We start from the raw sequence: 17,547 nt of genomic DNA, 5'->3' as shown, positions 1-17,547 counted from the left end.
GACGGCCGGTCGCGGGTCCCGCCCGACCCGCGACCGTGTCCGTTGAATCGGTCAACGCTGCCTCGAGAGCAGGTCGTTGGCCTGCTTGGCCGCGTCGTCCAGGGCTTGCTGGGGCTGCTTCTTGCCGGTCAGCACGGCCTGGATCTCGGTGCTCAGGAACGACATGACCTGCCGCGCGGACGGGTTCGGCTCACCCGGTACGGCGTACTGCAGGGCGTCGCGGAACTTCGCCGCGTTCGGGTCGGTCGACTCGGACTTGGCGTCGCTGCGCGGCGAGTAGAACCCGGACGCCTTGCTGAGCGCGTCCAGCTGCGCGGACTGCATCATGAACGACAGGAACTTCTTCGCGCCGTCGACGTTCTCCGAGGCCGCGTTCACGACCAGACCGCCGGGGAGCCCGAAGCCGACCTGCTTCTTGCCGGTCAGCGGCGCACCCAGCTCGACGTTCGCCTTGCCCCAGGTCGGGGTCACCGTGGCCACGTCGGCCGGCACGCTGGTCATCGCCATCGCGACCTGCCCTTTGCCGAACGGCGAGTCGGCGACCACGTTGCCCGCGGTGAGCGCGGTCTTCGGGATCGCGCCCTGGTCCCACAGGCTCTTCAGGAAGGTCAGCGCCTCCAGCCCCGGGGCCTGGTTGAACGCGACGCTCTTGCCGTCGTCGGCGAACACCTTCCCGCCGGCCTGCCACAGCAGCGGGTAGAAGTTCAGGTTCAGCGTCGCCTCCGGCGAGGCCGAATAGTCCAGCGTGGAGAACCCGGCGGCCTTGAGCTTCGGCGCGGCGGCCTTGATCTCGTCCCAGGTCTCCGGCGGCTTGCTGATCCCGGCCTTGGTCAGGACGGTCTTGTTGTACATCGTCGTGGTGACGGTGTGGTAGATCGGGGCGCCGTACACCTTGCCCTCGACCGTCAGGCCGGGGATCGCGGCCGGCAGGAACTTGTCCTTCTCCGGGGAGACGACGTCGTCGACCGGCTCCAGCGATCCGCTCTTCACGTACTGCGGGATCTGGTCCGGGATCATCAGCAGGACGTCCGGGCCTTTCCCGCCGGAGAACGCGGCCGCGACCTTCTCCTCGCGGCCCTTCCACGGCTGGTTCTCCAGCTTCAGGTCGACACCGGAGTTGGCCGCCTCGAAGTCGGTCTCGACCTTCTTCCAGTAGGCGTCGCTGGCCGCCTGGTCGGCGATCACCGGGTACATCCAGAGCGTGACGCTCTTCTTCGAGTCCGAGGAGCCCGAGTCGCCTCCGCCGCAGGAACTGAGCGCGGCGGCGAGCACGAGCGCCGTGAATGGTGCCGCCATGCGGCGGACGGTGGATCTCATCGCACCCCCAGGGTGTCCGGAAGTCAGGGCCGGAAGTAGTGAAACCGAATAACGGTCAGGACCGAAAGTAGCTGGGGTGAATTTCGGCTGTCAACGGCTGATATCAATCCGGAACAGCTCGGAGCCGCTCGTCATCAGCAGTTGGTGATCCCCGCGGACGCCGAGCCGCCGGTGGGCGTGCTGGACGAACAGCGTCGGGACGGACTTCGCCCCGGGCGCGATCCGGTAGATCTTGTTCAGGTCGATACTCACGTAGACAGCCTCCGAGGTCGCGACGATGTCGCCGCTGGAGGACGTCGTACCGAGCGTGAAGGACTTCTTCAGCTTGCCGCTGTCCGGGGCCAGCGCGAACACCGTCTTCCCGGCCACGCCCCAGAGCAGCCCGTCCGGTCCGATGGTGACCGCGGAGACCGTCGCCCGGCCCGCGACCGGCACGACCTCCCAGAGTTTCTGCTTCTTGGCCACGTCCCACGCGAATACTGTGCCCGCTTCCCGGGTCGGCGGTGTGGTGCTCAGCCCGCCGGCGATCGACGTGCCGCCGTACACGATGCCGCAGTGCGAGGTGAGGCCGAAGACGGACTCGTCCTGGACGACGTTGCGGTACTTCTCCGCGGTGTTCGTCGCCGGGTCGTAGATCACCAGCGCCCCGCCGAGCCGGTCGCCGTCGGGGATGGTGCCGACCGCGATCTTGCCGTTCACCTCGGTCAGCGCGCGGGCCCGGGTCTGGAACAGGTCGGGCTTCAGGTTGAGCAGCTGCTTCGGGTTGTCCGGCGTACCGGGCGGGCCGGGGGAGTACTCCGGGCTGCTCCAGGGCCGGCTGGTGTCGTAGGAGTAGAGGCGGGCCTCCGGATAGGCGCCGACCCAGACGGTGCCGTCGGACCCCTCCATCAGCGCCTCGACCTGCGAGAACCGGTTGAACTTCGCCTCACCCGTCGTCGGATCGACCACGGACACCCCGCCGTTCAGGAAGCCACCGGCGTAGATGGTGTCCTTGCCGCCCGCGACCGAGAGGATCTCGATCGGCTCGCGGCGGACCTTGGTCTGGAAGATCTCGGACTTGCCGGTCTGCGGGTTGTACCGGAACTCCTCGCCGCGCCACAGGGTGCCGACGACGCTGGTGCCCGGGTAGTCGGGCAGGTTCAGGTCGGCGTACCCGATCGAGCGGGTGTTCTGGATCCGGCCGGTGAAGGTCAGGCCGGTCCCGGTCAGGGTCTTGGTGGCAGGGTCGTACTTCTTCAGCTCGCTGTTCTGGATCAGGTACAGCGTGCCGTCCGGGCCGACCGGGGAGACGTCCAGGCCGTGCGCGTTCTGGATCTCGTCGACCCAGGTCCGGCTGGCGATGTCGAACACGTACAGCGGGCCCGGCTGGGCGGTGGCGATCCGGACGTAGACCCGGCCGGCCCGGGTGTTCAGGTCGAAGACCGTCTTGTTGGCCGGGTCGCCGAGGCCGGGCGGCGACGGTAGTTCGACGAGGGCGCCGGAGGCGACGTCGAGCTCCATGATGTGCGCGGCGGGCATGGTGCCGGCGTAGATCTTGCCGTTCCAGTAGTCGATGCTCCGCACGTAGGTCTGGCCGGCCAGCACGTTGCCGTAGTCGCGGATCGCGCCGGTCGTGTGGTCGAAGCGGAACACCTTGCCGTTCGGGTAGGTGCCGCCGTACACGTTGCCCTGCTCGTCGGTGGTGATCCGCAGGATGAACGACTCGGTCGGGATCGGGCGGCCGAGGTCCTCGGCGGTGGTCGCGCCCGGCCGCAGCCGGTACAGGTGCCCGTTGTTGTACGTGCCGACGTAGATCGTGCCGTCGGGCGCCGCCGCGACCGCGTAGCTGCCGTCGGCGCCGGGCAGTGCGACGGAGAGCAGGCTGTCGCCGTTGGCCGGGTCGATGGCGTTCAGGTACGCCGGGCTGCTGGTGGACACGTTCCAGATCACGGTCTTGCCGTTCGGGCCGGGCGCGACGATGCCTCCGATCAGGAGGACGTCGGACAGCGGCGTACCGAGCGAGACGACCGTGCCGGTCGGCGGCCCGGGCGGCCCGGCGGGGGCCGCGCCGGCGGGTGGCGCCGAGGGGGCCGTGACGAGAAGGGCGGCGAGTGCCAGTGCGAGAAGGGAGCGGACTGATCGCATGCGATTGCCTCCGGGGGCCTATTTACGGTCCTGTCCGAAAGTGAAGCTCTCGCGGCGTGGCCAAGTCAACGGCTCGGGAGAATTTGCCACTACTGACAGCAACCGGTCCGGTTACGGCCCCCGCCGTTAAAGCTTGGGGAGCGCGCCGAGCAGTTTCTCGAGCTTCTCGCGGGTGGCCGCGAAGTAGCTGTTCTCGCGGTGCAGCGCGCGGTGGAAGGCGGCCAGCTCGGCCGGTGAGATGGTGTTCGAGAACGTGCTGATCTCGGTCAGGTCGAGCCGCCGGTTGAACAGGTGCACGGTGTCCCGCCACCGGTGCAGCTGCCCGACGAGCTCGGCGTCGCGGCGCAGGCCGAGCGCACCGGACACCAGCGCGAGATCGACCGCGGACACCACGAGCCGCGGGTACACCTGCCGGGTGGTCGGGGCGTCGGGCGAGAACCGCTCGTCGTTCAGCAGCCGGGTGTTCTCCTGCAGCTCGTCCGCGACGGCCCGCAGGACCTCGGTACGGCGTTCCGCCTCGGCCGTCAGCCGCTCGACGAAGATGCCGGTCAGGCCGGCCACCAGCGTGAGCGAGTTGACCGCCGGCTCCCAGCGTGAGCCCTCCGGCCAGAAGAACCACAGGACCCCGAGAACGAAAGCGAGTGCGAGGAGACCGTACGTCACCAGACTGACGACGGTCCGCCTCATGTCGCCCAGATGTCGTCGGCGAGGCTGCGGGCGCCCTCGCCGGCCGCCTCCGGTGCGAGCAGCAGCAGCTCCAGGCCGAACGGGTTCGGGCGGCGGGCGTACCGGAACTGCGACTGGATCGCCTCGACCGGCGTCAGCCTGCAGGCCTCGGTGAGCCGCTTGAGCCGGGTCGTGGAGTACTTGCGGGTGGTGTAGAGCCGGATCGTGTCACCGATCGGCAGCACCACCTCGGTGTGGTCCGGCAGCTCCATCCGGATCTCCTCACCGGTGTCGTTCTGCCAGAAGATCTTCACCAGCAGGGCGTCGTCGTCCTCGACCTCGCCGACGAACTTGACCAGCTCGTTGTTGATCTTGAGATCGGTGTTGTACCGCAGGGTGCTGGTGACGAACTCCGCGAACGCGCGGGTCTGGTGGTACTCGTCCGCGGCCGCGTCGGCGCTCTCCTGGTCGAGTCGCGTCGTACTGGCCACCTCGAGCAGCAGCCGGTCCTGCGGTCGCAGCCCGCGGGTGAGGGTTTCGAGGAGCTCCTCGTCGCTCTCGAAGTTGGCCAGGGTGTTGCCGGTCAGCGTGAACAGGATCGGCTCGTCGCCGACCAGCCGGGCCAGCATCTGTGCCAGCTCGTCCATGTTGTCGGCGATCGAGAAGTCCAGCTGGACCGGCAGCACCTGGGCCACCGGGAACCGGGCGTCGCGGGCGGGCTGGGTGCCCATCCGCAACATCTCCGAGCTCATGTCGACCGGGATGTAGTACATGTTCCGGTTCTGCCGGCGCATGTCGCTGAGGATCGTCCGGTCCTTCACACCGGTGCCGACGCCGAGGCTGACCACGTGGAAGCCGCCGTTCTCGACATGCGGCCGGACCTTGCGCCAGTGCCGCAGGAACGACTCCGCGCCGGCCTTCATGACCAGGTAGAACGGGTCGTTGGTCGCGTTCGCCCAGGCGATCGTCGGGCCGATACCCCAGTACGAGAAGCCGGAGGTGATCTGCTTGCCGTCGCCGGTCGTCGAGAACGGCCCGCGCAGGTCACCGGTCAGCGTCGCGAGCTTGTCCGTCTGGTCCTCGCCGGTCAGGACCAACGACCACGCGAAGTCGTCGTCGGCCAGCGCATGCTCGAGCTTCCGGATCACGGGTACCGGCTCAGTCACGTCTCACCCCTCACACGATGAGACGTCAGGTTACCGGTTGCCGACGGTGCGTGCCGGTCAGATCGGGGTGACCGCGTCGGCCTCGCGGCCCTTCGGCCCGTCGACGATCTGGAACTCGACGTGCTGGCCGTCCTCGAGCGTCTTGTACCCGTCGGACACGATCTTGCTCCAGTGCACGAACACGTCGTCCTGCCCGTCGACGGCCAGAAAGCCGTAGCCCTTGTCGGCGTTGAACCACTTCACGGTGCCGCGCACCATCGGAACTCCTTGACCACGGGACCCGCTTCACCCGGGCCCCTCGCGATCTACAAGCTTAATGGAGCCGCTCACGAACAGTGCCGCACCTACGAGTGCCACGCTGCCCCAGAGCGGTCCGCGGAAGCCCGCCGACCCGATCGCGACGCCGCCGAGCAGCGGTCCGGCGGCGGCGCCGACGTTCAGCGCGGCGGTGGCCAGCCCGCCGGTCAGGACGGGCGTCCCGCTGCCGGCGTACAAGCTGTAGGCGATCAGCGTCGAGCCGACCGCGAACGACAACGCGCCCTGCAGCAGCACCAGCACCACCGTGGGTACGACGTACGCCGCGGTGAGCGCGAACGTGCACCAGCCGAGGAGCAGGATGCCACCGGCAACAAGTACGAGCCGGTCGTCGCGGCGGTCGGCGTACCGGCCCGCGACCGTCACGCCCGCGAAGGAGCCGAGCCCGAACAGCGCGAGCATCAGCGGCACCCAGCCCACCCCGAGCCCGGTGACCTCGGTGAGCACCGGCGACAGGTACGTGAACGAGCAGAACGTCGCGCCGTTGACGAGGGCCCCGAGCAACAGCAGTACGGCGAGCCGCGGCCGCACCCGGAACCGGGCCGGTACGGCAGGGCCGACGACACGGTCCGGGACCGAGCGCAGGATCCCGAGCAGCGCCGGGAGCGAGACGATCGCGACCGCCCAGAACGCGGACCGCCAGCCGAGGTACCGGCCGAGCACGGCCCCGGCCGGTACGCCGACGATGCACGCGAGCGTCGTACCGCCGAGCAGCGCGGAGGTCGCGCGGCCCTTCGCGTCCGGCGGGACGAGGCCCGCGACGGTGGCCAGGGCGACGGCCAGGAAGCCCGCGTTCGCGAGGGCCGCGAGGATCCGGGTACCGAGCAGGACGGTGAAGTCGCTGGTCAGCGCGCCGACGACGTGGACGGCGAGGAAGACGGTCAACGTCAGCAGCAGCGTCCGCCGGCGCGGCCAGCGGGCGCCGAGAACGGCGATCGCCGGGGCGCCGACGACCATGCCGAGCGCGAACCCGGACGTCAGCCAGCCGGTGGCCGGGATCGAGACGCCCAGGTCGCGGGCGATGTCCGGGCCGAGCCCGGACAGCATGAATTCGGAGGTTGCCTGGGCGAAAACGGCCAGACCGAGCAGATACAGCACGAAAGGCAGCGCAAAAGGCATGGAGAGGCTCCGTAACCAGTGGAGGACGGCATGAGTCGTCTCCGGCGGTTCCGGTAGGTCACACGGAACGGCCGGCGGTTACGGTCTGTCCGCCTCCGGGCTGGTCACGCCGTGGAGCCTAGAGAAGCTGCGCGCGTCGCGCCACCGAGTTAGGCCGGGTCAGGCGCGACGCGACGCGGCCAGGCCCAGCAGCCCGGCCGTGACCAGCAGCAGGGCGCTGGTGACGCCAAGGTCGTCGGTCTGCAGGACGCCGTTGTCGGTGAGCATCCAGATCGTGGCAGCGCCGCTCAGAACCGTGCCGGCCACCACGCCGGGCACATCCGGCCGGGACTTGCGGGGTTGCTGGCTCATCCGCGCTCCACCTTGATACTGCCCAGCCTGAGGTCCAGGTCCAGGGTGACCTGCGACGGGCCGGCCTTGCCGTCGGCGCCGAGGTCGTTGAGCTTCAGTTCGGCATTATGGCCGCCCTGGTGCTGGTCGAGGAAGGCGACGTCTCCCATCTCGGTCGACAAAGCGCCCTGCACGTCGACGTCCGCCGGCAGCCTCACGATCACCTCGCCGACGCCGCCGTGCACGTCGACCTTGGCGCCCGGACCGAATTTGGCCTGGGTCAGGTCCAGCTTCACCGACCCGGCGTCGAACTGGTAGCTGGTGCCGGTCGCGGTGATCGTCTGGCTGGCCGGCGCGACGTAGTTGGTGTCGGCGAAGTTGCGCGGCACGTCCGGGAACACCGTGCTCGCGATGGCGCCCGCGGCCAGCAGGATGCCGAGCGGCAGCAGGGCCAGTGTGCGGCCGACGAACCCGCCGAGCAGCATGCCGCCGCCGAGCGTTGCCAGGCCGATGACCAGCATGGTCGCCGTGGACGCGCCCGCCAGCGCGGCGATGCCGATCGCGAGGCCGGTCAGGACGACGACGATCGACTTGACGCCGCGCATGCCCTTCGCGGGCGGCTCGGCGGGCTTGCTCGTAGCCGGCCTGTAGTTCGACGGGCCGGCCGGCTCGTCGACGTACAGGCCGAGAGGGTCGTCCTCGGTCCACACAGCCTGGACCGGTTCGACGGTGCGGTCCTGGGGTCGCTGTGTGGCCGAGGACGACGGGCCCGCCGGGGGAACTGACGGGCCGGTCTGCGGAGGCGCGTACGCCGTGGTCGGCTGCGGACCGGCGTACGGCGAGGACGCCGAGGACGCCGGCGGCACCGTGTCCTGGGGGCGCTGCGGCTGCTTGTCGCTGGTGCTCCTGTTGCTCTTGCGCTGCTTCGCGATCAGCCAGATGACACCGACCACGATGAGCGGGCCGGGGACGAACCGCCCGAAGTTGAACGACGACATCATCGCGATCGCGATGAACACGCAGGCCCCGACCGCCACCGGCCAGAACCACGGGTGGTCGGTCCGGAGCCGGTCACCGAGCACGCCCTGCGCCGCGGAGCGGTCACTGCCCTCGTCGGGCATCAGCACCCAGGCGGCGATGTAGAAGATCACGCCCGGGCCGCTGATGATCAGCACGGCCATCACCACGCGGACCAGCACGGGGTCGATGTTCAGCGCCCGGCCGATACCGCCGCAGACACCCGCGACCCAGCGGTCCGACCTGCTGCGCCGCCAGCTCTGGGGGTTCTGCAGGCGGTCGCGGTCGAACCCGGCGGGTCCACTCTGGTTCTGCTCCATGTCATCGATACTCACACCAGAGTTCGCCGTGGGCATCGGGGATGCACCCTGACCGCTCCCGGAGAGGCCCGATTTGGGGGTTCTCCCCTAGCCGACCCTGAGTCGCGCGGGCGCGCGCTGAGGAGGCGGCCGGGGACAAGCCTGCTGGTGTCGGGCCGGTCCACATGTGACGATCGTGGTGATGAGCCAGCCAGCAGCCGCGCCGCCGGGCGGTACCTCCAGCAACGAGGGCCAGCCCGAGCCTACGCCTGGGCAGGCCCAGGACCAGTGGCGCTACAAAGGCTGGGGACCGCAAGGCCCCGCGGGCCAGTACCAGGGCCCGTACGCCGCCTACGCCGCCCGGATGGGTGCGCAGGCAGGCGCCGCGTCGAGCCCGGGATACAGCCTTCCTCCGGGGCAGCCGGCGTCCCCGCGTACGGCGGATGCTCCGCCGCGGCGGGCGTACCGCCGTACGGAAGGACGCGTCGTCGCCGGTGTGGCCGGCGGCATCGCTGACCACCTCGGCGTGTCGGACACCGTCGTACGGCTGGTGCTGATCGCGACCACGGTGTCCGGCGGCTTCGGCATCCTGATCTACGCGGCGCTGTGGTTCCTGATGCCGCTGGCGCCCGAGACGGTACCGGCCGCGCCCGGCCTGGCCGCGCACACGCGCAGCGGGCTGCGCTCCGACGAACCGGCACCGCCGGTCGCCGAGGCCAAGCAGCGCAAACGGGAGAAGAGCCGCGGGCAGCTGCCCGCGCTGGTGGCCATCGGCGCCGGGCTGCTGATCCTGCTGCAGGTCGCCGGGCTCGGGATCGCCGGGAAGCTCTTCTGGCCGCTGGTGTTCGCCGCGACCGGTCTGGCACTGATCTGGCGGCAGGCCGACGAGAGCCAGAAGGACAAGTGGGCGCGCGACGTCCGGGTCCCGATCCTCGGGCTGGTGCTCGGCAAGGGCGGCTGGAAGTCGCTCGTCCGGATCGGCGTCGGACTGGTCCTGATCGGCACCGCGGTCACCTTGTTCCTGGTGCAGAACGGCCGGCTCTCGATGGTCGGCGACGTCCTGATCGCGCTGCTGCTCGCCGTGGTCGGCATCGGCGTCATCGCCGGGCCGTGGGTGCACCGGCTGACCCGCGACCTGAACTCCGAGCGCGCCGAGCGGGTCCGCTCGCAGGAACGCGCCGACATGGCCGCGCACCTGCACGACTCGGTACTGCAGACGCTCGCGCTGATCCAGAAACAGGCCGACGACCCGAAGGCCGTGGCCCGGCTGGCGCGCTCCCAGGAACGCGAACTGCGGTCGTGGCTGTACGACGAGGAGCACGACGCCGACCAGACGATCGCGGGCGCCGCCAAGCAGGCCGCGGCCGAGGTCGAGGACTCGCACGGCGTACCGATCGAGGTCGTGACGGTCGGCGACTGCGACCTGACCGAGCCGCTCGCGTCGATGGTCCGCGCCGCACGCGAGTCGATGGTGAACGCCGCGAAGCACTCCGGGGCTGCGAAGATCGACGTGTTCGTCGAGGTGGACGGCGACCGGGTGGAGATGTTCGTCCGCGACCGCGGCAAGGGATTCGACGTCGACGAGGTCCCCGACGACCGGCTCGGCTTGCGGCACAGTGTGATGGGCAGGATGGAACGGCACGGCGGCCGCGCGACGGTGCGGTCCGATCCGGAGACAGGGACCGAAGTGCGACTGGAGATGGACAGATGAGCAGCAGGCGGGTAGTCGTCGTCGACGATCACGACATGTTCCGGGCCGGGGTACGCAGCGAGATCGGCAGCTCGGTCGACATCGTCGGGGAGGGGTCCGACGTCGACACCGCCGTGAAGGCGATCGTCGGCACCGAGCCGGACGTCGTCCTGCTCGACGTCCACCTGCCCGGCGGCGGCGGGACCGAGGTGATGAAGCAGGTGCACCAGCGGCACCCGGACATCAAGTTCCTGGCGCTGTCGGTGTCCGACGCCGCCGAGGACGTCATCGGCGTGATCCGCGCCGGCGCCCGCGGGTACGTCACCAAGAACATCTCCGGCACCGAACTCGTCGACGCCATCAACCGCGTCGCCGACGGCGACGCGGTCTTCTCCCCCCGCCTGGCCGGCTTCGTCCTGGACGCCTTCTCCGGCGCCATCGACATCGCCTCGGTCGACGAGGACCTCGACCGGCTCTCCCAGCGCGAGCGGGAGGTACTGCGGCTGATCGCGCGCGGCTACGCGTACAAGGAAGTCGCCCGCGAACTGTTCATCTCCGTGAAGACCGTCGAAACCCACGTCTCCTCGGTCCTCCGCAAACTCCAACTCTCCAACCGCCACGAACTAACCCGCTGGGCCACCGACCGCCGCCTGGTGTAGTCAGCCCAACGCGGTGCTACGCGCGGCTCCTTCGTCGCCGTGCTACGCGCCGCTCCCACCCACCCCCGCGCTCCCGCGCGGAGTGCGCGCTGGCGCGCGGTGCCCGGCTACCGCCGGGTGCTGCGGGCTGCCGCCCGCGAACGACTGCGTGGCGCCGCGTGCAGGTGGTGAGTGAGGTGAAGCTGCACCCGCCAAGCGCAGGCCTGCCCAGGCGTCTGCGCTGCACCGCCGCGATCGGGTACTCGTCCTTTGAATCCTGCTCGGCACGGAGAGTTCGATGGAGGCGGTTTGACCTTTAGAGCGCGCGTCCTCGCATTCGGGCTCGCTGGAGTTGTCGGCATTCTCGCAGCGATGGTGATGCTCTCAGTGTTCGACCAGTTCTCGCGTGTACCCCTGGTCGTCCGGTGGGCAGTCTCCGTCATCGTCGTCCTGGCGGTGGTGTGGAGGTTCGCACGCGTTGGCGTCATCGCTACGGACGATGCTCTTGTGCTACGCAACGTCCTGAAGGATGTCAAGGTGCCGTGGGCATTGGTGACGGACGTCCGAGTCGAGGACGGAGCCGCACTTCTCGGCCGGACAGCTGTGCCGACTGTAGAGACGGCCGAACGCGAGTACGAGATTGTGTGGCTGGCCGGCTACTCGATCGGGAAGGACAACTATCGCGTCAAGAAGCAGACGGATGCACTCACGCGCTACTGGGAGAATCGGCAATCGGGACGGCCTGCATGAACCGCTGTTCGCCTTGTGCGCGATGTAAGCGCAGCTTCCGGCCTGGGATCTCACGAGCTGGCCAACCGGTGTCCGGCCTCCGACGTAACTGATCCTTTTCGTTGGACCTTGCAGGGCAGTTGGCGCCGAAGTCCGCGGGACGGGGCGCACAGGGGCGCCGGCCCGCCCAGGTTGAACAGCCGCGCGCCGTGCGGGGTCGATCGCGGGCGGCAGCCCGCAGCTCCCCGGCGGTAGCCGGACACCGCGCGCAAGCGCGCACTCCGCGCGGGAGCGCGGGGGTGGGTGGGAGCGGCGCGTAGCACGGCGACGGAGGAGCCGCGCGTAGCACCGCGTTGGGCTGGCTGCGCGTCGTACGGCGTTGGGCTGGCTGCGCGTCGTACCGGCTTGGGCTGACCGTACGGACCAGCACCACCTACAGCTGACTCCGCGGCTGACTTACCGGCCGGAGGAGGTGTAGGGGAGGAGGGCCATTTCTCGGGCGTTCTTGATGGCTCGGGCTATTTGTTTTTGTTGCTGGACGGTGAGGCCGGTGACGCGGCGGGAGCGGATCTTGCCGCGGTCGGAGATGAACTTGCGGAGGAGGGCGGTGTCCTTGTAGTCGATGTAGGTGATGCCGTCGCGGTCCAGCGGGTTCTGCTTCGGCTTGCGCTTGCCGGTCGGGGCCGGGCGTCGGGGCATGACGCCTCCTTTGTTGAATGTCGTTTTCAACTAGCGTAGCGCAAGGGTTCGTGGGTGGCGCGTTTCGGCCAGGGCATGGATTCGCCACTCCGTTCCGGCGGTCCGGGCTTGGTGGCTGTTATACCGTCGACTCTTATGGAGCGGAATCTCACAGCCGATCAGCTCGCGCTCTTCGAGAAGGAGTTCGCGTCGAACCCGCAGTACCGGGTGATGCAGAACGCCGTCACGCAGACGCCGGTCAACAGCATCGCCCTGGATCGCCAGATCGTCACCTCGATGGACCACTCGGTGTCCCATCTGCTGGACGACTGGAAGGTCACCAATCAGAAGAAGAGCGGCCGCTGCTGGCTGTTCGCCGGGCTGAACCTGCTCCGCGTCGGTGCGGCCGAGAAGCTCGGCGTCAAGGACTTCGAGTTCTCCCAGAACTACCTGCTGTTCTGGGACAAGTTCGAGCGCTCGAACTTCTTCCTCGAGGCGATGATCGAGACCGCGGACCGCGACGCCGACGACCGGACCGTCGCGCACCTGCTGTCCGACCCGATCGGTGACGGCGGCCAGTGGAACATGTTCGTCGCGCTGGTCCGCAAGCACGGCCTGGTGCCGAAGAGTGCGATGCCGGAGACCGAGAGCTCGTCCGCGACCGCGCAGATGAACGACACCCTCCGTAAGCTGCTCCGCCAGGGCGCGCGCGACCTGCGGGCGCTCGAGGGCGACGAGGCGCGCCGCGAGCGCAAGCGGGAGATCCTGACCGCCGTTCACCGGGTGCTGAGCATCCACCTCGGGACGCCGCCGCAGAAGTTCCTGTGGCAGTGGAAGGACAGCGACAAGGGCTTCCACCGCGACGGCTGGACGACGCCGACCGAGTTCGCCGCGGCGTACCTGCAGCTCCCGGTCGACGAGTACGTCTGTCTCGTGCACGACCCGCGCCCGAGCAGCCCGGTCGGCCGGACGTTCACCGTCGACTTCCTCGGCAACGTCATCGACGCCCCGCCGGTGGTGTACCTGAATGTCGACATCGACCTGATCAAGAAGCTCACCCAGGACGCGATCGTCGGCGGCGAGCCGGTCTGGTTCGGGTGTGACGTCGGCAAGCAGATGAACGCCGACCTCGGCTTCTGGGACGCCAAGCTGTACGACTACGGCTCGGTGTACGACACCGACTTCACGCTGGACAAGGCCGAGCGGCTGGTGCACCACGAGACGCTGATGACGCACGCGATGCTGTTCACCGGCGTCGACGTCGTGGACGGCGAGCCGCGCCGCTGGCGGGTCGAGAACAGCTGGGGTGACGAGAAGGCCGACAACGGCTTCTGGACCATGAACGACTCGTGGTTCGGCGAGCACGTGTTCGAGGTCGCCGTACGCCGCTCCGCGCTGCCGGCCGAGCTGCAGGCCCGCCTCGACGACGAGCCGATCGTGCTCCCCGCCTGGGACCCGATGGGCGCCCTGGCCGACTGACAACCCGTCGTTCCCGAAGGACCCCGCCCAACGGCCGGGGTCCTTCGCCGTTTCACCAGCCTCAGACAAGCCGACGACCGTGCGGCCGACCCTGGCCGCGGTAGGCCGGGTCGCTCACTCGGTGATCAGGGGGAGGGCCTCGGTGGGGCGCTCGAGGGTGGGGAGGTGGCCGGCCCAGGGGAGGTGGAGGCGGTGCGGGTTCGGCAGGCGTTCGGCGAGGTAGTCGGCGCTGTCGGTGAAGAACTTGAAGTCGTGGGCGCCGGTGATCAGGCGGACCGGTGCGGTGATCTTCTCCGGCTCGACGGGCCACTCCTCGTTGTCCACGTCGCCGGCCGCGAGCTGTACGTCGTACGCGCGCTTCTGCATGACCCGGAGCAGTTCGCGGGCCTCGTCGTCCGCCTCCGGGCCGATCCAGCGGCGCACTGTGAGATCGGTCGCACCGTCGACGTCGCCGGCCTCCAGCAGCGTGTTCTCCTCGCCCCACAACGCTCGCAGCTCGTCGTCCGGCTGCACGTTGTCGGTCGGCGCGCACAGCAGCACCAGCCGCGAGAACAGCTCCGGCGCACGGGTCGCGACCTGCTGGACGACGTACCCGCCGTACGACGCGCCGACCGCCGTCACGTCCTTCGCGCCGAGCTCCTCGAGCAGCGCGAGCACGTCGCCCGCGTCGGAATACTTCGGAGCCGGCGGCGTCTCGCCGTACCCGCGCAGGTCGAGCGTGATCACTCGTCGGCTGCTCTTCAGCTCTTCCACCTGCCGGGCCCACATCCGGGAATCGGCCACACCCGCATGCACCAGCAACAGATCCGGGCCGTCCCCGGTCACGTGATGAGAAATCGTCATGGCTGAACCTTCCAGGCCGCAGCCGTCGCCGGGCAAACGGATTAGACCCGGACGACGGTGAAGGCCTCGGCGTAGTGGTTGGCCGCGAAGCCGGCACCCCGCGCGACGGCCGCGAAGTTGGTCTGGATGCCGGCGCGGAGGCCGTCGGGGTCGCGGTGCTGGCTGGTGTGCGACATCAGCGCGGCCATCTTCTGGTCGAACGTGTCGGTGATGTCGACGTAGTGGTTCGCTACCGGGTGGTCCATCATCCACAGCTCGCCGACGTCCCAGGCTTCCTCGGCCAGGTCCGGGTACGCGTACGGGTTCCCGGCCGCGGGGTAGAACGCGCGGACCGTCGCCTCGGCCGCGGCCAGGTGGTCCGGGTGGGAGACCTGCAGCCGGTTCCACGAGCGCTCCGGCGACTGGGTGAGCAGCCGCTGCGGACGCACCGTTCGGATCACTCGGCTGATGTCGCGGACCAGCTGTGCGGTCGGCTCGACCGAACCGTCCTGGTAGCCGAGGAAGTGCAGCTCGCTGACGCCGACGTGCTGCGCCGCGGTGGTCTGCTCAGCCCGTCGTACGGCGGGGATCCCGGCGCGGTCCCGATCCGGTTCGAAGCCGCCGGCCTGCCCGTCGGTGACGATGCAGTACTGGACCTCGATACCCGCCTTGGTCCACAGCGCGACCGTGCCGGCGCCGCCGAAGTCGATGTCGTCGGGATGCGCGACGACGACCAGCACACGCTCGATCTCGTTGTCCGGTCGCGGGTCCGCCTCAGGCACAGTCACGCCCCGACACTAACTGTTTGCCCGGGTGGGCACAGTGGAATTCATGGAGTTCGGTGGCACGTGCGACCCGCGGGACGCCGGCCTCGACCCCGGCCGGCTCACGGAGGCGGTCGAGCTGATCGAGGCCCGGGGCGCGGTCGCGCAGCTGTGCGTGGTCCGGGACGGCCGGACGGTGGTCGACCGCTCCTTCGGGTGTTCACCGAACGCGTTGTTCTGGCTCTTCTCCGCGAGCAAGCCGTATGTCGCGGTCGTCATCCATCAGCTGGTCGAATCCCGGCGGCTGCACCTCGACGACGCGGTCGCGGCGTACTGGCCGGAGTTCGCGCACAACGGCAAGCGGGAGATCACCGTCCGCGACGTGCTGCGGCACCGGTCGGGCCTGTCCAACGCGGGCTCGTACGTCGGTGAGGTCCGCGCGATGACCGACTGGAACCGCTCGCTGCGGCGGATCGAGGAGACCGCGCCGCGGTGGCCGGTCGGGACCGTCGCGTACAGCCCGCTGGCATTCGGGTTCGTCCTCGCCGAGGTCGCGCGGCGCTGCAGCGGGACGCCGATCGACGAGCTGGTGCGACACAACGTGCTCGAACCGCTCGGCGTCGAGGACACCTACCTCGGCCTGCCCGCCGACCTCTGGGGCCGGCACGTGCCGATCCGCGCGACCGGTCCGCTCGGGCCGTTCATCCAGTCCGTCGTGAACCGGCGCAGTACGCGCGAGGCCGTCGTACCGGCGGCTGGTATGTCGACGACCGCGCGGGACCTGGCCGCGTTCTACCAGGCGTTGCTGGAGGGCCGGCTGCTGCGGCCGGAGTCGCTCGCGCTCGCGGTCGAGCCGAGCAGCGAGGGGGAGTACGACCCGGTGGCGCGGGCGCCGGTGCGCTGGTCGCAGGGGTTCCAGCTCGGCGGCCCGCGATGGATGGAGGGGGCGGTGTCGTCCTTGGGCTCACTCAGCAGCCCGCGGGCGTTCGGCCACAACGGCAGCAACTGCTGCATCGGCTGGGCCGACCCGGATCGCCGGATCGCCTACGCGTACCTGACCAACCGGGTCGGCCGCCCGCAGCCGGATCTCCTCCACCACGCAGCCGTCGCCGACAAGATCCTCGAGGCCGCCGGGACCTAGCCGAGCACAGGTGCCGGCTCCCGCTCGACGACCACCTCGTCGACCAGCCCGTAAGCCTTCGCCGCTTCCGCGGTCAGCACGTGGTCGCGGTCGGTGTCGCGTCGCAGCTGCTCGATCGTCTGGCCGGTGTGCCGCGCGAGGATCTCCTCGACCTGGCCGCGGACCCGCACCACCTCGTCGGCCTGCAGGATCATGTCCGGGATCGTGCCCCGGCCGCCGCCGGCCGGCTGGTGCAGGACGACGCGCGCGTGCGGCAGGATGGCGCGGCGACCGGGAGAGCCGGCGGCCAGCAGGACCGCGCCGGCCGAGATCGCCTGACCGACGCAGAACGTCTGGATCGGCGAGCGGATCACCCGCATCGTGTCGTAGATCGCGAGCATCGCGGTCATGTCACCGCCCTCGCAGTTGATGTACAGGCTGATCTCCCGCTCGGCGTTGTCCGCCTCCAGATGCAGCAGTTGCGCGATCAGCGCGTTCGCGACACCGGCGTCGATCGCCGTACCGAGGTAGATGATCCGCTCGGTCAGCAGGTGCGAGTAGACGTCCATGATGCGCTCGCCGCGGGGATGCTGGGCAATCACGTTCGGGATCGTGTAGGTGCTCATGCGGCCGCCTTCCGTCGGGGCATGACCTGGTCGAACGAGTCGACGATGTGGTCGATGAAGCCGTACTCGCGGGCCTGCTCCGCGGTGTACCAGTGGTCGTGCAGCGAGTCCTCGTGCACGGTCTCGAACGTCTGCCCGGTGTCCTCGGCGATCAGCCCGAGCAAGGTGTCGCGGATGTGCCGCAGATCGTTGGCCTGGATCTCGATCTCCACCGCGGATCCGCCGATCCCGGCCGAGCCCTGGTGCATCAGGACGCGCGCGTGCCGCAGTGCGAAGCGCTTGCCGGGCGTACCGGCCGAGAGCAGGAACTGTCCGGCGCTGCAGGCCAGCCCGATCGCCAGCGTCGACACGTCGCACGGCACCAGCCGCATGATGTCCCGGATCGCCAGCATCGACGGCACCGAACCGCCGGGCGAGTGGATCCACAGCGCGATGTCGGTGTCGGGGTCCTCGGCCGCCAGCGACATGATCTGGCTGGCGAGCAGGGTCCCGTTGTCGTCGTCGAGCACGCCGTCCAGTACGACGATCCGCTGCCCGAACAACCGCTGCCGGGCGGCCTCGTTGAACATCGGCGGTTTCATGTCTTCTGCCATGTGTTCAAGGGTGTCGGCGACGGCGCGCGCATCCCAGCTTTTCTGCTGACGGCAA

General features: G+C 69.5%; 18 protein-coding genes. 5 read left to right on the top strand and 13 right to left on the bottom strand.

Annotated elements, in window-relative coordinates:
- Positions 1-51: 51 nt before the first annotated feature.
- The 8 genes from ABZW60_RS04495 to ABZW60_RS04460 form a co-directional block, all read right to left on the bottom strand.
- Positions 52-1,296, bottom strand: coding sequence for an extracellular solute-binding protein (locus ABZW60_RS04495; protein ID WP_355473958.1), 1,245 nt, complete (start codon positions 1,294-1,296; stop codon positions 52-54).
- A gap of 111 nt (positions 1,297-1,407) precedes the next feature.
- A complete protein-coding gene (locus ABZW60_RS04490; protein WP_355473957.1) occupies positions 1,408-3,441 on the bottom strand; it encodes a hypothetical protein in 2,034 nt (677 codons plus the stop codon).
- Between the two features lie 126 nt (positions 3,442-3,567).
- A complete protein-coding gene (locus ABZW60_RS04485) occupies positions 3,568-4,128 on the bottom strand; it encodes a hypothetical protein (RefSeq protein WP_355473955.1) in 561 nt (186 codons plus the stop codon).
- Complete coding sequence (locus ABZW60_RS04480) at positions 4,125-5,273, bottom strand: L-histidine N(alpha)-methyltransferase (protein WP_355473953.1); 1,149 nt, start codon at positions 5,271-5,273, stop codon at positions 4,125-4,127. The genes ABZW60_RS04485 and ABZW60_RS04480 overlap by 4 nt, the downstream gene beginning before the upstream one ends.
- Before the next feature lie 57 nt (positions 5,274-5,330).
- Entirely contained in the window at positions 5,331-5,531 is a 201-nt protein-coding gene (locus ABZW60_RS04475) for a cold shock domain-containing protein (RefSeq protein WP_350278708.1), read from the bottom strand.
- 27 nt (positions 5,532-5,558) lie between these two features.
- Entirely contained in the window at positions 5,559-6,707 is a 1,149-nt protein-coding gene (locus tag ABZW60_RS04470) for a Cmx/CmrA family chloramphenicol efflux MFS transporter (RefSeq protein ID WP_355473951.1), read from the bottom strand.
- Between the two features lie 159 nt (positions 6,708-6,866).
- Positions 6,867-7,058: a hypothetical protein gene (locus ABZW60_RS04465; RefSeq protein WP_355473949.1), complete on the bottom strand. Its 192-nt coding sequence runs from the start codon at positions 7,056-7,058 to the stop codon at positions 6,867-6,869.
- Entirely contained in the window at positions 7,055-8,374 is a 1,320-nt protein-coding gene (locus ABZW60_RS04460) for a PspC domain-containing protein (protein WP_355473947.1), read from the bottom strand. The genes ABZW60_RS04465 and ABZW60_RS04460 overlap by 4 nt, the downstream gene beginning before the upstream one ends.
- Before the next feature lie 181 nt (positions 8,375-8,555).
- Here ABZW60_RS04460 and ABZW60_RS04455 point away from each other — a divergent pair, with 181 nt between their 5' ends.
- From ABZW60_RS04455 to ABZW60_RS04445, 3 genes are all read left to right on the top strand, one after another.
- On the top strand, positions 8,556-10,064 hold the full coding sequence (locus ABZW60_RS04455; RefSeq protein ID WP_355473945.1) for a PspC domain-containing protein: 1,509 nt from the start codon (positions 8,556-8,558) through the stop codon (positions 10,062-10,064).
- Complete coding sequence (locus ABZW60_RS04450) at positions 10,061-10,702, top strand: response regulator transcription factor (RefSeq protein ID WP_355473944.1); 642 nt, start codon at positions 10,061-10,063, stop codon at positions 10,700-10,702. Before ABZW60_RS04455 ends, ABZW60_RS04450 begins: the two co-directional genes overlap by 4 nt.
- 288 nt (positions 10,703-10,990) lie before the next feature.
- Entirely contained in the window at positions 10,991-11,431 is a 441-nt protein-coding gene (locus ABZW60_RS04445; RefSeq protein ID WP_355473942.1) for a PH domain-containing protein, read from the top strand.
- Positions 11,432-11,866: 435 nt separating this feature from the next.
- Here ABZW60_RS04445 and rpsR read toward each other — a convergent pair whose 3' ends face one another.
- Complete coding sequence (gene rpsR, locus ABZW60_RS04440) at positions 11,867-12,109, bottom strand: 30S ribosomal protein S18 (protein ID WP_355473940.1); 243 nt, start codon at positions 12,107-12,109, stop codon at positions 11,867-11,869.
- A gap of 135 nt (positions 12,110-12,244) precedes the next feature.
- Here rpsR and ABZW60_RS04435 point away from each other — a divergent pair, with 135 nt between their 5' ends.
- On the top strand, positions 12,245-13,567 hold the full coding sequence (locus ABZW60_RS04435; protein WP_355473938.1) for a C1 family peptidase: 1,323 nt from the start codon (positions 12,245-12,247) through the stop codon (positions 13,565-13,567).
- Between the two features lie 114 nt (positions 13,568-13,681).
- On the opposite strand, the gene ABZW60_RS04430 is transcribed toward ABZW60_RS04435, so the two are convergent.
- Positions 13,682-14,410 carry an alpha/beta hydrolase gene (locus ABZW60_RS04430; protein WP_355473936.1) on the bottom strand — a complete coding sequence of 243 codons (729 nt, stop codon included), beginning with the start codon at positions 14,408-14,410 and terminating at the stop codon, positions 13,682-13,684.
- Positions 14,411-14,451: 41 nt separating this feature from the next.
- Entirely contained in the window at positions 14,452-15,177 is a 726-nt protein-coding gene (locus tag ABZW60_RS04425; RefSeq protein WP_355473934.1) for a PIG-L deacetylase family protein, read from the bottom strand.
- Between the two features lie 43 nt (positions 15,178-15,220).
- Here ABZW60_RS04425 and ABZW60_RS04420 point away from each other — a divergent pair, with 43 nt between their 5' ends.
- Positions 15,221-16,294 carry a serine hydrolase domain-containing protein gene (locus ABZW60_RS04420; RefSeq protein WP_355473932.1) on the top strand — a complete coding sequence of 358 codons (1,074 nt, stop codon included), beginning with the start codon at positions 15,221-15,223 and terminating at the stop codon, positions 16,292-16,294.
- On the opposite strand, the gene ABZW60_RS04415 is transcribed toward ABZW60_RS04420, so the two are convergent.
- Together ABZW60_RS04415 and ABZW60_RS04410 are read right to left on the bottom strand one after the other, a co-directional pair.
- Positions 16,291-16,899: an ATP-dependent Clp protease proteolytic subunit gene (locus ABZW60_RS04415; protein ID WP_355473930.1), complete on the bottom strand. Its 609-nt coding sequence runs from the start codon at positions 16,897-16,899 to the stop codon at positions 16,291-16,293. The two genes, ABZW60_RS04420 and ABZW60_RS04415, sit on opposite strands and share 4 nt — an antisense overlap.
- Positions 16,896-17,492, bottom strand: coding sequence for an ATP-dependent Clp protease proteolytic subunit (locus ABZW60_RS04410; RefSeq protein ID WP_355473928.1), 597 nt, complete (start codon positions 17,490-17,492; stop codon positions 16,896-16,898). Before ABZW60_RS04410 ends, ABZW60_RS04415 begins: the two co-directional genes overlap by 4 nt.
- Positions 17,493-17,547 lie beyond the last annotated feature (55 nt).

It is taken from the genome of Kribbella sp. NPDC003557, assembly GCF_040610805.1.
GTDB lineage: Bacteria > Actinomycetota > Actinomycetes > Propionibacteriales > Kribbellaceae > Kribbella.
Note: the sequence above shows the minus strand (reverse complement) of the source record. Positions and strands in the feature narration are given on the sequence as shown.